Origin of the sequence: Pseudomonas sp. B329, assembly GCF_023127835.1 — a bacterium.
Taxonomy (GTDB): domain Bacteria; phylum Pseudomonadota; class Gammaproteobacteria; order Pseudomonadales; family Pseudomonadaceae; genus Aquipseudomonas; species Aquipseudomonas synxantha_A.
In genome coordinates this window covers 66,637-82,111 of sequence record NZ_SPKP01000010.1, presented here as the reverse complement: position 1 = coordinate 82,111, position 15,475 = coordinate 66,637, and the positions used below count along the sequence as shown (strand labels likewise).

The window sequence follows — 15,475 nt, the reverse complement described above, 5'->3', positions numbered from 1 at the left end:
GTCAGGCACTCAAGGCCAGATAACGGTTCTTGATCGACGGGTCGGCACGGAAGTCAGCAGCGCTGCCTTCGTACACCACGCGGCCCTGTTCGAGTACGTAATGGCGGTCGGCGAGTTTGTCGCAGACCATCAGGTTCTGCTCCACCAGCAGCACCGGCAGGCCGTCGTCCTTGACCTTGCGCAGGATCTTCACCAGCTCGTCGACAATCACCGGGGCCAAGCCCTCGGTGGGTTCGTCGAGGATCAGCAGCTTGGGGTCGTTGAGCAGGGCGCGGGCGATGGCAAGCATTTGCTGTTCGCCACCGGACAACGCATGGCCGGCGTTTTTGCGCCGTTCCTTGAGGCGCGGGAACATGGCGTATACATCGTCCAGTTGCCAACGGCTGCTTTTGCGTACGGCGATGCGCAGGTTTTCCTCGACGCTGAGCAGGCGGAAAATCCCGCGGTTCTCCGGCACCAGTGCCAAGCCCTGGCGTGCAATTTCAAAGATTTTCTGCCCCACCAGCGCCTGGCCATTGAAGTGAATCTGGCCCTGACGCGGGCAAATGATGCCGAGGATGCTGCGCAGGGTGGTGGTCTTGCCGGCGCCATTGCGACCCAGCAGGGTCACCAGTTCGCCAGGGTTGACGGTCAATGACACGCCCTCCAGCACATGGCTCTTGTCGTAGTAGGAATGGATATTCTCGACGATCAGCATCAGGCGGCCTCCCCAAGGTATGCAGTGCGCACACGTTCATCGGCACGCACGAAATCTGGCGTGCCTTCCACCAGGATCTGGCCGTGGCTCATCACCGTGATGCGTTGGCTGATGGACATGACAATGCTCATGTTGTGTTCGATCAACAGCACCGTGTGGTCGCGGCCCAGGTCGCTGATCAATTGGGTCATGATCGGGATATCATCGATGCCCATGCCCGAGGTCGGTTCGTCGAGCATCAACAGTTTCGGTTTGGAGCAGATCGACATGCCCACCTCCAGCACCCTTTGCTGGCCGTGGGACAACTCGCCGGCCAGGGTGTCGGCGCGGGCAGTGAGTTGCAGGCGCTCAAGGACCTGGTCGGCCATCTCCAGGTGTTCGCGCTTGCTGTCCACTCGGCGCCAGAAGTTCAAGGCACGGGCGCCATCGCGGCCCTGGGCGGCCAGGCGCAGGTTTTCGCGCACGCTGAGGTTCTGGAACAGGCTGGTGAGCTGGAACGAACGCGCCATGCCCAGGCCGACGCGGGCATGGGCGGGTTTGCGCATCAGGTTGTTGCCGTCGAAATGGATCGCTCCGGCAGTGGCCTGGCGCTCGCCTGTCAGGCAATGAAACAGACTGGTCTTGCCAGCGCCATTGGGGCCGATAATGGTGTGGATAGTGCCGGCCTCGACCTTGAGGTTGACGCCATTGACCGCACGGAACGCGCCATAGGCCAGTTCCAGGTGTTGGGTTTCCAGCAGGATGCTCATAGCCCTGGCTCCTTGGCGACGACCGCGCTTTTGCGCGTACCGCGCACCTTCTCGAACAGCGACGCCAGGCCGCCCCACAAACCGCCACGCATGAAGATCACCACCAGGATCAGGATCACCCCCAGCAGCATCAGCCAGCGCGGCCACAGGTCGGAGAGGAAATCCCCCAGCAGCACAATGGAGCCGGCGCCCAGCAATGAGCCGAACAACGAGCCAATGCCGCCGACGATGGTCATGATCAGAATGTTCTCGGACATCGCCAGGTCAATATTGGACAGTGGCACAAAGTGCAGCAGCATGGCGTACAGCGCCCCGGCAATCCCGGTGACCGCCCCGGACAGCACGAACACCAGGATCTTGAAGTGCCGCGTGTCGTAGCCGATGGCCGAGGCACGTGTCTCGTTTTCACGGATCGCCATCAGCGTGCTGCCGAACGGCGAAGCGATCACCCGGCGAGCGCCGATAAAGATCAGCAGGAACAGCACCGCGACAAATCCATAGAAGGCACGGGCATCGGCCAAGGACAACAGCACGGTTTCACCCACACGGATTTCCGGGCGCGGCACGCTGAGCAGGCCGTTGTCGCCGCCGGTCCAGTCGCTCAGGGTGTAGGCGACGAAATAGGCCATCTGGCTGAACGCCAGCGTGAGCATCACGAAGTAAATGCCGGTGCGCCGAATCGCCAGGGCGCCCACCAGCAATGCCAGGAAACCGCCGGCGATGGCGGCACCCAGCAGTGCGGTGAACAACCCCAGTTGCAGGTGGATCATCAGCAACGCCGCGCAGTAGGCGCCGGCCCCGAAGAAGATGCCTTGGCCGAATGACAGCAAGCCGGTGTAGCCCAACAACAGGTTGCAGGCCAGGGCGGCCATGGCAAAGATCAGGATCTCGGTGGCCAGGGTTGCCGAGGGCAGTATCAGCGGCAGGCCGATCAGCACCGCCAATACCCATAGCAGCATCGCTTTGGATTGGGTCTTGGCAAACGGCAGGGGGTTTTTCTCGCTCATTTCAGGCTCTCCCGAACAGGCCGTAGGGGCGGACCAGAATCACCACGGCCATCGCGCCGTAGATCATCAGGCTCGCACCCTGGGGCCAGAGTGTGGTCATCAGGCTTTGCACTACGCCTACCAGCAAACCGCCGACCAGCGCACCGCTGAACGAGCCCATGCCGCCAATCACCACCACCACGAACGCCACCCCGAGAATCTCCGGGCCGACAAAGGGCTGGGCACCACGCAACGGCGCGAACAACACCCCGGCGACACCGGCCAGGGCCACGCCGAGGGCGAAGGTCATGGAGAACAGGCGGAAAATATTGGTGCCCAGCAATGACACGGTTTCAGTGCTCTCACTGCCGGCGCGCACCAGGGCGCCGAAGCGCGTGCGTTCCAGCAGCAGCCACAGACCCAGGCCGATCAGCCCGGAAAACACGATGAGAAACAGGCGGTAGTAGGGATAGACAAAATCCCCCACCACCAGCACGCCGCGCAGCAACTCCGGTACGGCGACACTTTTGCCCACCGGGCCCCAGATCATCACGCTGGCTTCCTGGATAATCAGCGCGATCCCCAGGGTTACCAGAATCTGGAACATGTGCGGCAAGTGGTAGATCCGCTGGATCAGCACACGCTCGATCACCCAGGCCAGCGCAGCCACCACCAGCGGCGCGACGAGCAGCGCCAGCCAGAAGCTGCCGGTGAGGCTCACGGCGGTGTAGCAGATGTAGGCGCCCAGCAGGAAAAACGCGCCGTGGGCGAAGTTGACGAAATTGAGCAGGCCGAAAATGATCGTCAGCCCGACCGCGATCAGGAAGTAGATCATCCCCAGCCCAAGGCCGTTGAGAATCTGGAACAGGTACAAATTGAGCATGCAGGAACCCTCTGCAGGCGGCCGCTTGCGCGGCCCTGCGCGACAAAAAGTAAGCAGTCAGCCGAGCGTGCAGCCCGTCGCCTCGACCGGTGGGAACGATTGGCCGGCGCTGAGCACCTTGGCCAGGTCGTCCTTGTCGGTCATGTCGCCGCTGGCCTTGCCGACCAGCAAGTAGTAATCCTTGATCACCTGATGGTCGCCGGCGCGGATCGACTCCTTGCCGGTCGGGCCTTCATAGCTCAAGCCTTGCATGGCCTTGGCCACGGTTGCGCCGTCGAAGCTGCCAGTGGCGATGACGGTGTCGAGCATGACCTTGGTGCTGATGTAGTCGGCGGCCAGCGGGTAGGTGGGGTTGATGCCGTATTTGGCCTGGGTCAGCTTGACCAGTTCGCGGTTGAGTGGCGTATCGACCTGATGCCAGTACTGCGCGCCGAGGTACACACCTTCGAGCACATCGCTGCCCAGTTCCTGGAATTGATCAAGGCCGGCCGACCATACCAGCAGCACCTTCATGCGTTCCTTGATGCCGAAGTTCACCGCCTGGCGCAGGGTGTTGGACGACTGGCTGCCGAAGTTGAGCAGTACCAGCACGTCGGGCCGGGTGGAAATGGCGTTGGTCAGGTAGCCGGAGAATTCCTGCTCCTGCAGCGAGTGGTAGCTGTTGCCGACGTGTTCCAGGCCGTGCTCCTTCAGCACGTTCTTTGCGCCTTCGAGCAAGGCTTCGCCGAACACGTATTGCGGCGTGATGGTGTACCAGCGTTTGGCGTCCGGCAGCAGTTTGATCAGCGGTACCATGGTTTCGCGGATCGCGCCGTAGGTGGGCACTGACCAGCGGAAGGTCGCCTTGTTGCAATCCTTGCCGGTGACTTCATCAGCACCCACCGGGGTCATGAAAACGCCGCCGACTTTATCGACTTCCTTGGCCACCGCCAGGGCGGAAGACGACAGTGTGCAGCCCTGGAAGAACCTTGCGCCGTCCTGCGCGATTGCCTCCTGCACCTTGCGCACCGCTTTGCCGGCGTTGCCTTCGGTGTCTATAACCTTGTAGGTGAGCGGGCGGCCGAGGATCTCGGCATGCTGTTGCACGGCCAGGCGCGAACCCATGTCGGCAAATTTGCCATAGCTGGCAAACGCGCCAGACATGGACTTGAGGCCGTAAAAGGTAAAGGGCTCGGCGGCGAAGGCCGAACGCACGCTCAGCGGCAAGCTGAGGGCGGCGGCTGCGGTGAGGCTGGCTTTCAATAACGTACGACGCTGCATGGGGTGACTCCCTGGTTTAGTTATTGGCAGGAGCGGCAAGGGCGATACGGTGGTGCAAGGGCCTGTGGGCAGGCTTGTTATTGGGTAACTCGGTTCAACAGATGGACACGGTCAAATGTGGGAGCTGGCTTGCCTGCGATGCGGGCGCCTCGGTGTTACAGGGGGACCGAGTCGATGCCATCGCAGGCAAGCCAGCTCCCACATGGATCGGGTTTTGTTCCTAACGGTGATCAAACTCCAGAAGGAAGTGCGGGCTGACCTGGCCTTCCAGCGCAGTCATATGGTGTTCGGCATCGCACATATGCTCATGCATCAAACTGCGCACGGCGCTTTCATCCCCGGCACGAAAGGCGATCAGCAGTTGCTTGTGATAGTCGAGGTTGGCCGCGTCGAACTGCTTGCGCTTGGGCTTGTAGGCTTTCTTCAGCACCACCAGGTCGCGCAGCAGGTCGTTGAGAAACTGCGCCATAAAACTCAGCAGCGGGTTGGGGCACGCCCTTGCCAGCAGGTTGTGGAACTCCAGTTCCGCCAGGCGCTGTTCGCGCTGGCCGGCTTCGCTGTCTTCGGGGGCGCTGCAAAAATCCACATTGGCTTGCAGGGCCTGATAGTCGTCTTCGCTCAAGCGCCCGAGCACCGATAGCGCCAGTTCCACTTCGATGACCTTGCGCAACTGATACACCTGCTCGCCATCCAGATGCTGGAAGTGCAGGTAGTTGCGCAAGGCGCGGCTGGCAGGTTCAGTGCCGGCCTGGTTCAGATAAGCCCCGCCACTGGGGCCGGTGCGCGTATTGACCAACCCTTCGACTTCCAATGCCTTGAGCGCTTCGCGTGCCGAGCCCTTGGAGCACTGGAAGCTTTCCATCAGCTCGCGTTCGGTGGGCAAGCGGTCGCCGGGCTTCAAGGCATCGGTGACGATGGAGCGCTTGACCGACTCGACAATCACATCGGACAGCTTCTGGCGTTTGCGGCGTAGCGGGCGAGTCAGCATGGGTTCGATTTATCGTATTAATGCGGATAAATAGCACTTAATAACGATTGCATCGGAGCGTCAACGCAGCGTGTCGTTTTCGATGGCAACAGGTCGCAAATGCGCCGGTTACTCCCAGGCACCAAGGTCAAGGCAGCGCGCGGAGGCTGGCGGCTGTTTGCCATAGGCGAGGAAATCCCCCAGCCAGCGGGTGACACAGCCGTCGGCGCCCGACTGCTTGGACTCCTTGAGCAATAACTGCTCGACGCCCACAGCGATAGGATCGCCCGGCGCCGCATTAATCAGCACCATGCGTGCGATGCGCTCGGGAAACAGCGTGCCGTAGCGGCTGCCAAGACGGGTCGCGGCGGCGCTGCCCAGGTAGTGCAGGCGCGCTTCGCCGAGCTGCCCGCGCACATATTCCATGTCCAGCGCCGCCTGCTCGACCGCGTTTGGCTGGCGCAGGTCGCGGGTGCTCAGTTCGATCACGTCATAACGGTCCACCAGCGTGCGATAAGCGCGGGTGGCGAGCGACTCCCAGTGGCTGGCCAGGTGCAGCACGAAAGGCGCGTTGGCGGGCTGGGGCGGTTCGCCGGCCTGGATGAACACCACGCCCTCGCGGTTGAGCGGTTGCCTTGCGCCCACACGCGTCACGCTCAGGCGTATACGACCGCGCCCGGGAGCAGCGTGGTCCCGGGGCACACTGACCAGGCCGCATTGGGTGCGCCCGACCACCTCAGGGTCCAGGCGCGCAGTGGTAGTGAGGGGGCAATCCAACAGCCAGTCGATTGCAGTGGGCACGATCAAGGGCTCAGCGCGCACTGCGTTTGCTATAAGCCAGCAGCTTATGCAGACCAGGCTTTTTACAAGAACGCTGGGTGTCATCACGAGGTCCCGGGCAGCCGTATGTAACAGCTTTTTTACCAAGGACCTGGGGGTGGAGAATGTAAGGCTAAGAAACAGTTTGTGTAAGAAATACCGATTTTGCTTATCAGCTATCGGTCTTCCATCCACCCCCTAATGCCTTGTACAGCGCGATACTGGCTTGCAGCCGCGACAGGCGCAGTTGCACGTTCAGGTCCTGGGCGGCATAGAGGGTGCGTTGGGTTTCCAGCACCGTAAGCAGGTCTTCGGCGCCGGCCTCGTAGCGGCTTTGCGCAATCTCAAAGGCCGTTTGCGCCTGCTGCAGTTCTTCGGTTTGCCATTGGCGTTGCTGGTCCAGGCGAGTCAGGCTGCTGAGGGCTTTTTCCACATCGGCAAAGCCGTTGATGATCGCCCCGCGGTAGGTCTGCAGCAGTTCATCCTGGCGCGCACGGGCTTTATCGCGCTCGGCACTCAGCCGACCGTTGTTGAAGATCGGTGCGATCAGGCCCGAGGTCAGGGTGTAGAACGGGCTGCGCAGAACATCTTCAGCCTTGTACGCACCCGAGCCGAGGGTTGCGCCCAATGTCACCGTGGGCAGCATGGCCGCACGGGCCACTGTGACGTCGGCATTGGCCGCCGCCAGCTGTGCCTCGGCCTGGGCGATGTCAGGGCGGCGACGCAACAACTGGCTAGGCACACCGGGGCCGATATTCGGCCAGGTCAGTGCCCGGAACGGCTCGCTGCCCAGCGCCAGGGCCTGTACCGGCTGGCCGAGCAAGGCGGCGAGGGTGATGCGTGATTCTTCGGCCGATTGCTGGATCAGCGGCAGTTGCCGTTGCTGGCCGGCCACCAGGCTCTTCTGTTGCGCCAACTCCAGGGCCGTGGCGGAACCGGCGTCGTAGCGGGTTTGCACCAGGTCCAGCACATTGCGCGCATTGGCCAGGTTCAGCTCGGCGATCTGCAGGCGCTGGTGCGCGGCCAGGGTTTGCGCATAGCGGTCGGCGACATTGCTGAGCAAGGTCAACTCCACGTTGGCCTGATCGAACTCACTGGCGTGCAGGCTATGCACAGCGCTGTCTCGCGCAGCGGCGCGGCCACCCCAGAAGTCGATTTCGTAGCTGGCCGTGAGGTTGGCATCATAGTTATTGACCGTCTTGTTGCTCTCGGTGGCGTCCAGATCCGAGTTGCCGCTGCCGCGCAACAGTCTTTGACGGCTGGCGCTGAGGTTGAACTTCACCTCGGGCAGTAACGGTGCGCCGGCAATCACCGCTGTCGCCTGGGCCTGCCGCACCCGCGCCATGGCCGCAGCCACATCAAAGCTGTCACGGCGGGCCTGATCGATCAGGCGGTTCAGCACAGGGCTGCCAAACTGCGTCCACCAACGCTGGTTGGTGGCCTGGTCGGCGTCGCGCTCGGCATATTGCCAGGCGGCCGGCGCGGCAATGCCGCTGTCGAGGGCAGGCGAAGTGCCGGCACAGGCATTGAGCAACAGGCACAGGCTGAGCGTCGACAGGTGCGGTGCGATGGATCGTTTATTCACTGGTCAATGCCTTAACCGGATCGAGCCGGGCAGCTTTACGGGCCGGCATAAAGCCGAATACGACGCCGGTGACCAGCGCACAGCCAAACGCGCCGAACACCGCCACCAGGGAAAACTGCACCGCCACTTCGGCCAGCACCAGCACGCCGCCCACCAGCAATGCCAGGGCGATTCCGAACAGACCGCCGACCACCGAGAGCATCACCGCCTCGGTGAGGAACTGGCGCAGGATGTCGCGCTGGCGCGCCCCGGTGGCCATGCGGATGCCGATTTCGCGGGTGCGTTCGCGCACGGTCATCAACATGATATTCATCACGCCGATACCGCCCACCAGCAGGGAAATCGCGGCAATCGAGCCGAGCATCAGCGACAGGGTGTTCTGGGTCCGCGCTTCGGCCTGGATCATCGCGGCGTCGTTCGTCAGGTGGAAGTCGCGTTTGCCGCCGTGCAGCGTTTGCATAAGCTGACTGATGGCTTGCTCGGCCTCTTGCACCTTGCGCGCATCGGCGGCGGCAATGGCAACATATTCGGGGTTATAGGTGCCGAACAGGCGCACGCTGGCGGCGGTATAGGGAATGGCGACACGGTCATCGCTGTCTTGCATGCCGGAGCTGGAGCCTTTTTCCGCCAACACGCCAATCACCTGGAAGGGCACGTTTTCGATCAGGATGTATTGGCCGATGGGGTCTAGCTGGCCTTTGAACAGCTTTTCGCGCACGCGATGACCGATCACCGCCACCGTGGCCCCGGCGCGCTCGTCGGCTTCGGTAAAGTAGCTACCCTCGGCCACTGGCCAGTTGAAGATGTCCGGGAAGTTGGTGTCGTTACCGCCCACATAGGCCATGTAATCGACGTTGCCGAAGCGAACACCGGCGTAGGTGCCGTTCACCGGCATGATGCGCTTGACCTGGGGCAATGTAGCCAATGCGGCCACATCATTGAGGGTCACGATACCTGGCGGTGTGCGCGGGTTAGGCGAAAAACCGCTCAGGTAGATGATGTTGGAGCCGAAGGCCGCCATCTGCGCCATGACCTGGCGCTTGCTGCCTTCGCCCACTGCCAGCATCACCACCACCGACGCCACGCCGATGATGATCCCCAGCAGCGTCAGCGCGGTGCGGAAGCGGTTGATCCACATCACCCGCCACGCCGCCTGCACCGCGTCCAGCAGCTCGGCTTTCCAGGCACCATTGTGTTCGGCGCCGTCGGCCAGGCGCTGGCGCAGGTCCACGGCTTGCAATGCGTCGCTGCCGGCCGTGACGGGCACGTGGGGGGGGCTCAACGCCGAATCGCTGATGATCAGGCCGTCGCTGATCTCGATGATGCGGTTGGCGTGCGCCGCGACTTCGCGGTCGTGGGTAATCAGGATAACCACGTGGCCCTGGCTCGCCAATTCATCCAGCAGCACCATCACCTCGGCACCGCTGTGGCTGTCGAGGGCACCGGTGGGTTCGTCGGCAAGGATGATATGCCCGCCGTTCATCAACGCACGGGCAATCGAGACGCGCTGCTGCTGACCACCGGAGAGCTGGTGCGGGCGGTTGTTGGTGCGATCGGCCAGGCCCAGGCGGGTCAGCAGAGCCTTGGCGCGGGCATGGCGTTCGGCAGCGCCGATGCCGGCATAGATCGCCGGCATCTCGACGTTTTCCTGGGCCGAGCCGGACGGGATCAGGTGGTAGCCCTGGAACACGAAACCAAAGGCTTCGCGGCGCAGCCAGGCCAGTGCGTCGCTGTCCAGGTGCGCGACGTTTTCCCCGGCGAACAGGTAGTCGCCCACGGTGGGGCGGTCGAGGCAACCGAGGATGTTCATCAGTGTGGATTTGCCGGAGCCCGAGGCGCCGACGATGGCAACGAACTCTCCTGCATGGATCGACAGGTCGATCCCGCGCAATACGTCGACCTGCGGGCTGTCGCCGCCGCCGTAGGATTTGCGGATGTTCTTGAGTTCGATCAGTGGTGTGGTCACGTCAACCCCCGCTGCTGCTGGCGGGGCCGATCAACAGGTGATCGCCTTCGTCCAGGCCATCCAACACTTCAACTCGCAGGCGGTCACTGATACCCAGCTGTACTTCTCGCTTCTGGATGGCACCGTTTTTGGTCACGACCCGCGCGATCTGCTTGTCGGTGCCTTGGCTGCCGAGCAGCGCTGCGACCGGGATGGTGAGAGCGTCCTTGACCTGGCTGGCTACGAAAAACACCTGGGTGGTCATTTCGGCCATCAGTGCATTGTCAGTGTTGTCCACATCCAGCAGTACGGTGTACAGCACTACGCGGCCACTACCGGTTTTGCTCGTGCTGGTGGGGCTGCCACTGCCCTGGCTGGCTTCATTGAGCGGCTTGGGCGGGATCGGCAGGATCTGGCGTACGGTGCTGGTCCAGCGCCGGTTGCCGCCGGCGAGGGTGGTGAAATAGGCGCTCATGCCCGGTTTGACGTGGCTGATATCGGCTTCGGACACTTCGGCCCATACGGTCATCGGCGACAATTTGGCGATGCGCAGGATCAGCGGCGTTTGTTGTTGGGCGTTGAGGGTTTGGCCGACTCGCGCATCTACCGCCACGACGGTGCCGCTCATGGGCGCGTAAATCCGCGTATAGCCCAGTTCGGCCTCGTCACTGCGCAGGCTGGCCTGGGCTTGGCGGATCTGTGCCTGGAACATATCGACACGGGCTTGGGTGGCACTCAGTTCGGCTTTGGCGGTTTGCACATCTTCTTCGCGGGTGGCGTTGCCTGCAACCAAGCGTTGCTGGCGCTGGTATTTCTGGCGTGCGAGTTCGTGCTGGGCTTTCTGTTCCTGCAACTGCGCCTTGAGGTTTTCAATGGAATAGCGGCTGGCGTCGAGCTTGGCCTGTTGCGTGGCGGGATCGATTTCCACCAGCAGATCGCCTTCCTTGACTTGATCACCGGCCTCCACATGGATCTTGCGAATCTGTCCGGACGCCTGGGCACCCACGTCCACATAACGGCGCGGTTGCAGGGTGCCCAGTGACGTAACGCTATTTTCAATGTCGCCGCGGGTTACGGTGACCGTGGGTAGGCTGTCGCGGCCCGACGGCAGCACTTGCCAGGCAGCCACCACAAGGATGGGGAGCAGGCACGCCAGCACAAGCAGGGCGCGTCGGGCAGGTCGAGGGCGTTTCATGTCTTGGTTCCAGCCAGGAGGTGTTGACCGCAGGAGCGGGGAGTTGACAGTTATACGAGAAAAATGCTCGGGAATTTAGGTTGTTACACATGTGGTAACAGCTCGTGCGACGAAAAAAAATGCACCGTTGGTGCAAGACTCCTTTAAAAGTAGATGAGAATTACTATAAATTGCACGCACTCAAACTGCCATCATCGATGGGCTCGCTCCTACACGGGCTGGCATCGTTAGCACCACGGCCATGGGGCCAGGAGTCATGTTGGAAAACTACTATCGCGAGCTGGTGTGTTTCCTGAACGCCAAGCTGGGCAACCGTCAGGTGGCCGAAGATGTGGTGCATGACGCTTATGTTCGGGTGCTGGAGCGTTCCAGCGACATCCCGATCGAACAGCCCCGCGCCTTCCTGTACCGCACGGCCTTGAACCTGGTGATCGACGGCCACCGGCGCAACGCCTTGCGTCAGTCCGAGCCTCTTGAGGTGCTGGACAGCGAAGAACGCTTCGCCCCCTGTTCACCCCACGCCAGTCATGACCACAACCAGCGCCTGGAGATGCTTGAGCGCGCCCTGGCCGAGTTGCCGGCGGCGTGTCGCGACAGTTTCCTGCTGCGCAAGCTCGAGGGCCTGTCCCATGTGCAAATCGCCGAGCGCCTGGGGATTTCCCGCAGCCTGGTGGAAAAACACATCGTCAACGCCATGAAGCATTGCCGGGTGCGTATGCGTGAGTGGGAAGCGCACTGATCGCCAGTTGGTTAAATTTTATTTCACTGTCCTCGTTTCCTATCAACACACGGCCTGTTGTTCAGGCCATGAAGGTATTCCCGCCCCACCGCCAAGGGGCTTATCCAGAGGACACTGGAATGACACAGGCAATTGCTTCGCCCGCGGTTCACGACCTGATCGGTATCGGCTTCGGCCCTTCGAACCTGGCGCTGGCCATCGCCCTGCAGGAGCGTGAAAAGGCCCAGGGCAAGCTGGACGTGCTGTTTCTCGACAAACAGGCCGACTACCGCTGGCACGGCAATACGCTGGTGACCCAAAGTGAGCTGCAGATCTCTTTCCTCAAGGACCTGGTGACCCTGCGCAACCCCACGAGCCCGTACTCCTTCGTCAATTACCTCAAGGCTCACGATCGCCTGGTGGACTTCATCAACCTGGGCACCTTCTACCCCTGCCGTATGGAGTACAACGACTACCTGCGCTGGGTGGCCGGGCAGTTCCAGGCCCAGGCCAACTACGGTGAGGAAGTGCTGGCCATCGAACCGATCCTGCATCAGCAGCAGGTGGAGGCCTTGCGCGTCATTTCCCGCGATGCCCAGGGCGAGCAGCATGTGCGTACCACCCGCTCGGTGGTGGTCAGCGCCGGCGGCACTGCGCGCATCCCCGAAGCGTTCAAGGCGCTCAAGGGTGACAGCCGCGTGTTCCATCATTCCCAGTATCTGGAGCGCATGGCGAGCCAGCCTTGCGTGGATGGCAAGGCCATGCGCATCGCGGTGATCGGCGGCGGCCAGAGCGCGGCCGAAGCCTTTATCGACCTCAATGACAGCTTCCCGTCGGTGCAGGTCGATATGATCCTGCGCGGCTCGGCGCTCAAGCCGGCCGATGACAGCCCGTTCGTCAACGAAGTGTTCTCGCCGGCGTTTACCGACCTGGTGTTCCAGCAAGTGGGGGCCGAACGCGAGCGTTTGGTCGCCGAGTACCAGAACACCAACTATTCGGTGGTGGACCTGGACCTGATCGAGCGCATCTACGGGATTTTCTACCGTCAGAAAGTTTCCGGCATCGCCCGCCAGGCGTTCCGCACCATGACCGTGGTGGAGAAGGCCACGCCCGGGCCGCTGGGTATCGAACTGGTATTGCGCAACAACGCCACGGGCGAAACCAGCGTCAACCACTACGACGCCGTGATCCTCGCCACCGGCTATGAGCGCCAGATGCACCGCGAACTGTTGGCGCCGCTGCAAGCCTACATGGGCGACTTCGAAGTGGCCCGCGACTACCGCATCGTCACCGACGAGCGCTGCAAGGCGGGTATCTACATCCAGGGCTTCAGCCAGGCCAGCCATGGCTTGAGCGATACCTTGCTGTCGGTGCTGCCGATTCGGGCCGATGAGATTGCGGCGTCGTTGTATGAGAACGATCGAAACCGTGACAAGGGCCGTTCGGTGCAGGACCTGCTCCTGGCAACCGCCAGCTGATCTGCCCCTCCTACAGACGGCACTTGTGACAACGTGCGGCTATTGGTACTGTACAAAAAACCAGTATCGGTAGCCCGTCATGCAGTTGATCGAAAAACTCAGCATCCTCGCCGACGCCGCCAAGTACGACGCGTCGTGCGCCAGCAGCGGCGCGCCCAAGCGCAGCTCCGAGGGCAAGGCGGGGTTGGGTTCCACCGACGGCATGGGCATCTGCCACAGCTACACGCCCGATGGCCGTTGCGTGTCGCTGCTCAAGGTGTTGCTTACCAACTTCTGCCTTTACGACTGCCAGTATTGCGTCAACCGCCGTTCCAGCGACGTGCCCCGTGCGCGTTTCAGCCCGGAAGAGGTGGTCACCCTGACCCTGGATTTCTACAAGCGCAATTGCGTCAGCGGGCTGTTTCTCAGCTCCGGCATCATCCGTTCGTCGGACTACACCATGGAGCAATTGGTGCGGGTCGCCAAACTGCTGCGCGAAGAGCATGACTTTCGCGGCTATATCCACCTCAAGACCATTCCCGATGCGGATCCTGCATTGATTGCCGAGGCTGGTCGTTATGCCGATCGCCTGAGCGTGAATATCGAACTGCCCACCGAGGCCAGCCTGCAGACCCTGGCGCCGGAGAAGCAGATTGTGTCGATCAAGCAGGCGATGCAGACCATCTACACCGGCGAGCAGACGGTGTTCAACGAGCCTCGCGCCCCGCGTTTCGCCCCGGCCGGGCAGAGCACGCAGATGATCGTCGGCGCCGACGACACCGATGACAGCACCATCCTCCACGGTGCCGAGGCGTTGTATGGCAATTTCAAGCTGCGCCGCGTGTACTACTCGGCGTTCAGCCCCATCCCCAACAGCCCGAAAAGCGTGCCCCTGGCCGCGCCGCCGTTGATGCGCGAGCACCGCTTGTACCAGGCCGACTTCCTGCTGCGCAGCTACGGTTTCAGCGCCAGGGAGCTGTTTGCCGGCCCCGGCCACCTGGCCCTGGATATCGACCCCAAGCTGGCCTGGGCCCTGGAGCATCGCGAAGTATTCCCCCTGGACCTGAACCGCGCAGAGCCCACCCTGATTGCGCGCATCCCCGGTATTGGCCTGCGTACCACCCAACGCCTGGTGGACCTGCGCCGCGAGCGCAAGATCCGCTTCGAAGACCTGGCGCGTATGCGCTGCGTTCTGGCCAAGGCCAAACCGTTCTTCATCACCAGTGACTACCACCCGCAACAGGCCGACAGCACCAGCGTGTTACTGCGCGAACAATTGCGCGACCGTCCGCAACCGCAACAGATGGGGCTGTGGGGATGATCAGTCTGGAATGCGACAACCTGTTCAGCACTTGGCGCGAACAGGCGCGCTGGCTGCTCAGCCATCAGGTCGACCCCAGCCAGGTGAGCTGGGGCGAGGCGCAAGCAGCTGACCTGTTCGCTACCGATGAGTCGATCCCGTCAGGGTTGGGGCCCTTCCAGGCACGGATTCCCAAGGCGCTGTTGGAGTTGCTGGAGTCTGCCGCCTGTTATCACGGTGATCAACGCTGGAGCCTGCTGTATGAAGTGCTGTGGCGGGTCAGCCACGGTGATCGCACCGCGATGCTGGCGGGGGACAAGCTGGGCAGCGAGTTGCAGCGACGCATCAAGCAAGTCAGCCGCGAGGCCCATCACCTGCATGCGTTTGTGCGCTTTATTGCCCTGCCGGCCGAGGCGGGGCCCGAACTTCCTGAATACGTGGCCTGGCATGAACCGGCCCACGACATTCTTAAAAGCGCCAGCCAGCATTTTGTCGGGCGCATGGGCCGCCATCGCTGGATGATCGCCACGCCACTGGACGGGGTGTATTACGACGGCGAGCAGTTGATTCATCAGCGCCGCTGCCCCGAGGCGTGGCAGCAACTGGCGCAGAATGTTGACGACCCCCACAGTGCGATGTGGCTGACCTACTACAGTCACATCTTCAACCCGGCGCGGCTGAATCCCAAGGTGATGGAAGGGCACTTGCCCAGCCGCTTCTGGAAGAATTTGCCGGAGGGCAAGTTGATCCCGGGGCTGATCAGCGAGGCGCGTACGGGCAAGCAGAAGGATGGGCAGGCGAAGCTGGTGGGGGCCAAGCCAGGCAAAAGAATTGCAAACCCGGTCAATGTGGGAGCTGGCTTGCCTGCGATAGCGGTCGACCAGTCAGATGTGGGGTGACTGATGCACCGCTAT

The 15,475-nt window shown here is 62.2% G+C and carries 14 protein-coding genes; 4 read left to right on the top strand and 10 right to left on the bottom strand.

All coding sequences use genetic code 11. From position 1 onward, the window contains the following. Position 1: 1 nt before the first annotated feature. The 10 genes from E4P00_RS06360 to E4P00_RS06315 form a co-directional block, all read right to left on the bottom strand. A complete protein-coding gene (locus E4P00_RS06360; RefSeq protein ID WP_005787517.1) occupies positions 2-697 on the bottom strand; it encodes an ABC transporter ATP-binding protein in 696 nt (231 codons plus the stop codon). Continuing rightward, entirely contained in the window at positions 697-1,446 is a 750-nt protein-coding gene (locus E4P00_RS06355) for an ABC transporter ATP-binding protein (protein ID WP_078821062.1), read from the bottom strand. Before E4P00_RS06355 ends, E4P00_RS06360 begins: the two co-directional genes overlap by 1 nt. Continuing rightward, positions 1,443-2,453, bottom strand: coding sequence for a branched-chain amino acid ABC transporter permease (locus tag E4P00_RS06350; protein WP_248130959.1), 1,011 nt, complete (start codon positions 2,451-2,453; stop codon positions 1,443-1,445). Before E4P00_RS06350 ends, E4P00_RS06355 begins: the two co-directional genes overlap by 4 nt. Position 2,454: 1 nt before the next feature. Then, a complete protein-coding gene (locus tag E4P00_RS06345) occupies positions 2,455-3,315 on the bottom strand; it encodes a branched-chain amino acid ABC transporter permease (protein WP_216091195.1) in 861 nt (286 codons plus the stop codon). 57 nt (positions 3,316-3,372) lie between these two features. Beyond that, positions 3,373-4,575 carry an ABC transporter substrate-binding protein gene (locus E4P00_RS06340; protein ID WP_248090417.1) on the bottom strand — a complete coding sequence of 401 codons (1,203 nt, stop codon included), beginning with the start codon at positions 4,573-4,575 and terminating at the stop codon, positions 3,373-3,375. Positions 4,576-4,795: 220 nt separating this feature from the next. Continuing rightward, entirely contained in the window at positions 4,796-5,563 is a 768-nt protein-coding gene (locus E4P00_RS06335; protein WP_005787529.1) for an FCD domain-containing protein, read from the bottom strand. A 108-nt stretch (positions 5,564-5,671) separates the two neighbouring features. Beyond that, entirely contained in the window at positions 5,672-6,427 is a 756-nt protein-coding gene (locus tag E4P00_RS06330; RefSeq protein WP_078821066.1) for a proteinase, read from the bottom strand. A 106-nt stretch (positions 6,428-6,533) separates the two neighbouring features. Continuing rightward, positions 6,534-7,946: an efflux transporter outer membrane subunit gene (locus E4P00_RS06325; protein WP_248130957.1), complete on the bottom strand. Its 1,413-nt coding sequence runs from the start codon at positions 7,944-7,946 to the stop codon at positions 6,534-6,536. After that, entirely contained in the window at positions 7,939-9,912 is a 1,974-nt protein-coding gene (locus tag E4P00_RS06320; protein ID WP_148854178.1) for a MacB family efflux pump subunit, read from the bottom strand. The genes E4P00_RS06325 and E4P00_RS06320 overlap by 8 nt, the downstream gene beginning before the upstream one ends. Position 9,913: 1 nt before the next feature. Then, positions 9,914-11,086 carry an efflux RND transporter periplasmic adaptor subunit gene (locus tag E4P00_RS06315; RefSeq protein WP_248130955.1) on the bottom strand — a complete coding sequence of 391 codons (1,173 nt, stop codon included), beginning with the start codon at positions 11,084-11,086 and terminating at the stop codon, positions 9,914-9,916. Between the two features lie 256 nt (positions 11,087-11,342). Here E4P00_RS06315 and E4P00_RS06310 point away from each other — a divergent pair, with 256 nt between their 5' ends. The 4 genes from E4P00_RS06310 to E4P00_RS06295 all read left to right on the top strand — a co-directional run bounded on the left by E4P00_RS06310 (position 11,343) and on the right by E4P00_RS06295 (position 15,460). Beyond that, positions 11,343-11,825, top strand: a complete 483-nt coding sequence (locus E4P00_RS06310) for a sigma-70 family RNA polymerase sigma factor (RefSeq protein WP_005787538.1) — start codon at positions 11,343-11,345, stop codon at positions 11,823-11,825. A gap of 119 nt (positions 11,826-11,944) precedes the next feature. Continuing rightward, positions 11,945-13,282 carry a SidA/IucD/PvdA family monooxygenase gene (locus E4P00_RS06305; protein ID WP_032876406.1) on the top strand — a complete coding sequence of 446 codons (1,338 nt, stop codon included), beginning with the start codon at positions 11,945-11,947 and terminating at the stop codon, positions 13,280-13,282. 79 nt (positions 13,283-13,361) lie between these two features. Then, on the top strand, positions 13,362-14,582 hold the full coding sequence (locus E4P00_RS06300; protein ID WP_005787541.1) for a putative DNA modification/repair radical SAM protein: 1,221 nt from the start codon (positions 13,362-13,364) through the stop codon (positions 14,580-14,582). Then, positions 14,579-15,460, top strand: coding sequence for a TIGR03915 family putative DNA repair protein (locus E4P00_RS06295; RefSeq protein WP_103735368.1), 882 nt, complete (start codon positions 14,579-14,581; stop codon positions 15,458-15,460). Before E4P00_RS06300 ends, E4P00_RS06295 begins: the two co-directional genes overlap by 4 nt. The last annotated feature ends 15 nt before the right edge of the window (positions 15,461-15,475 follow it).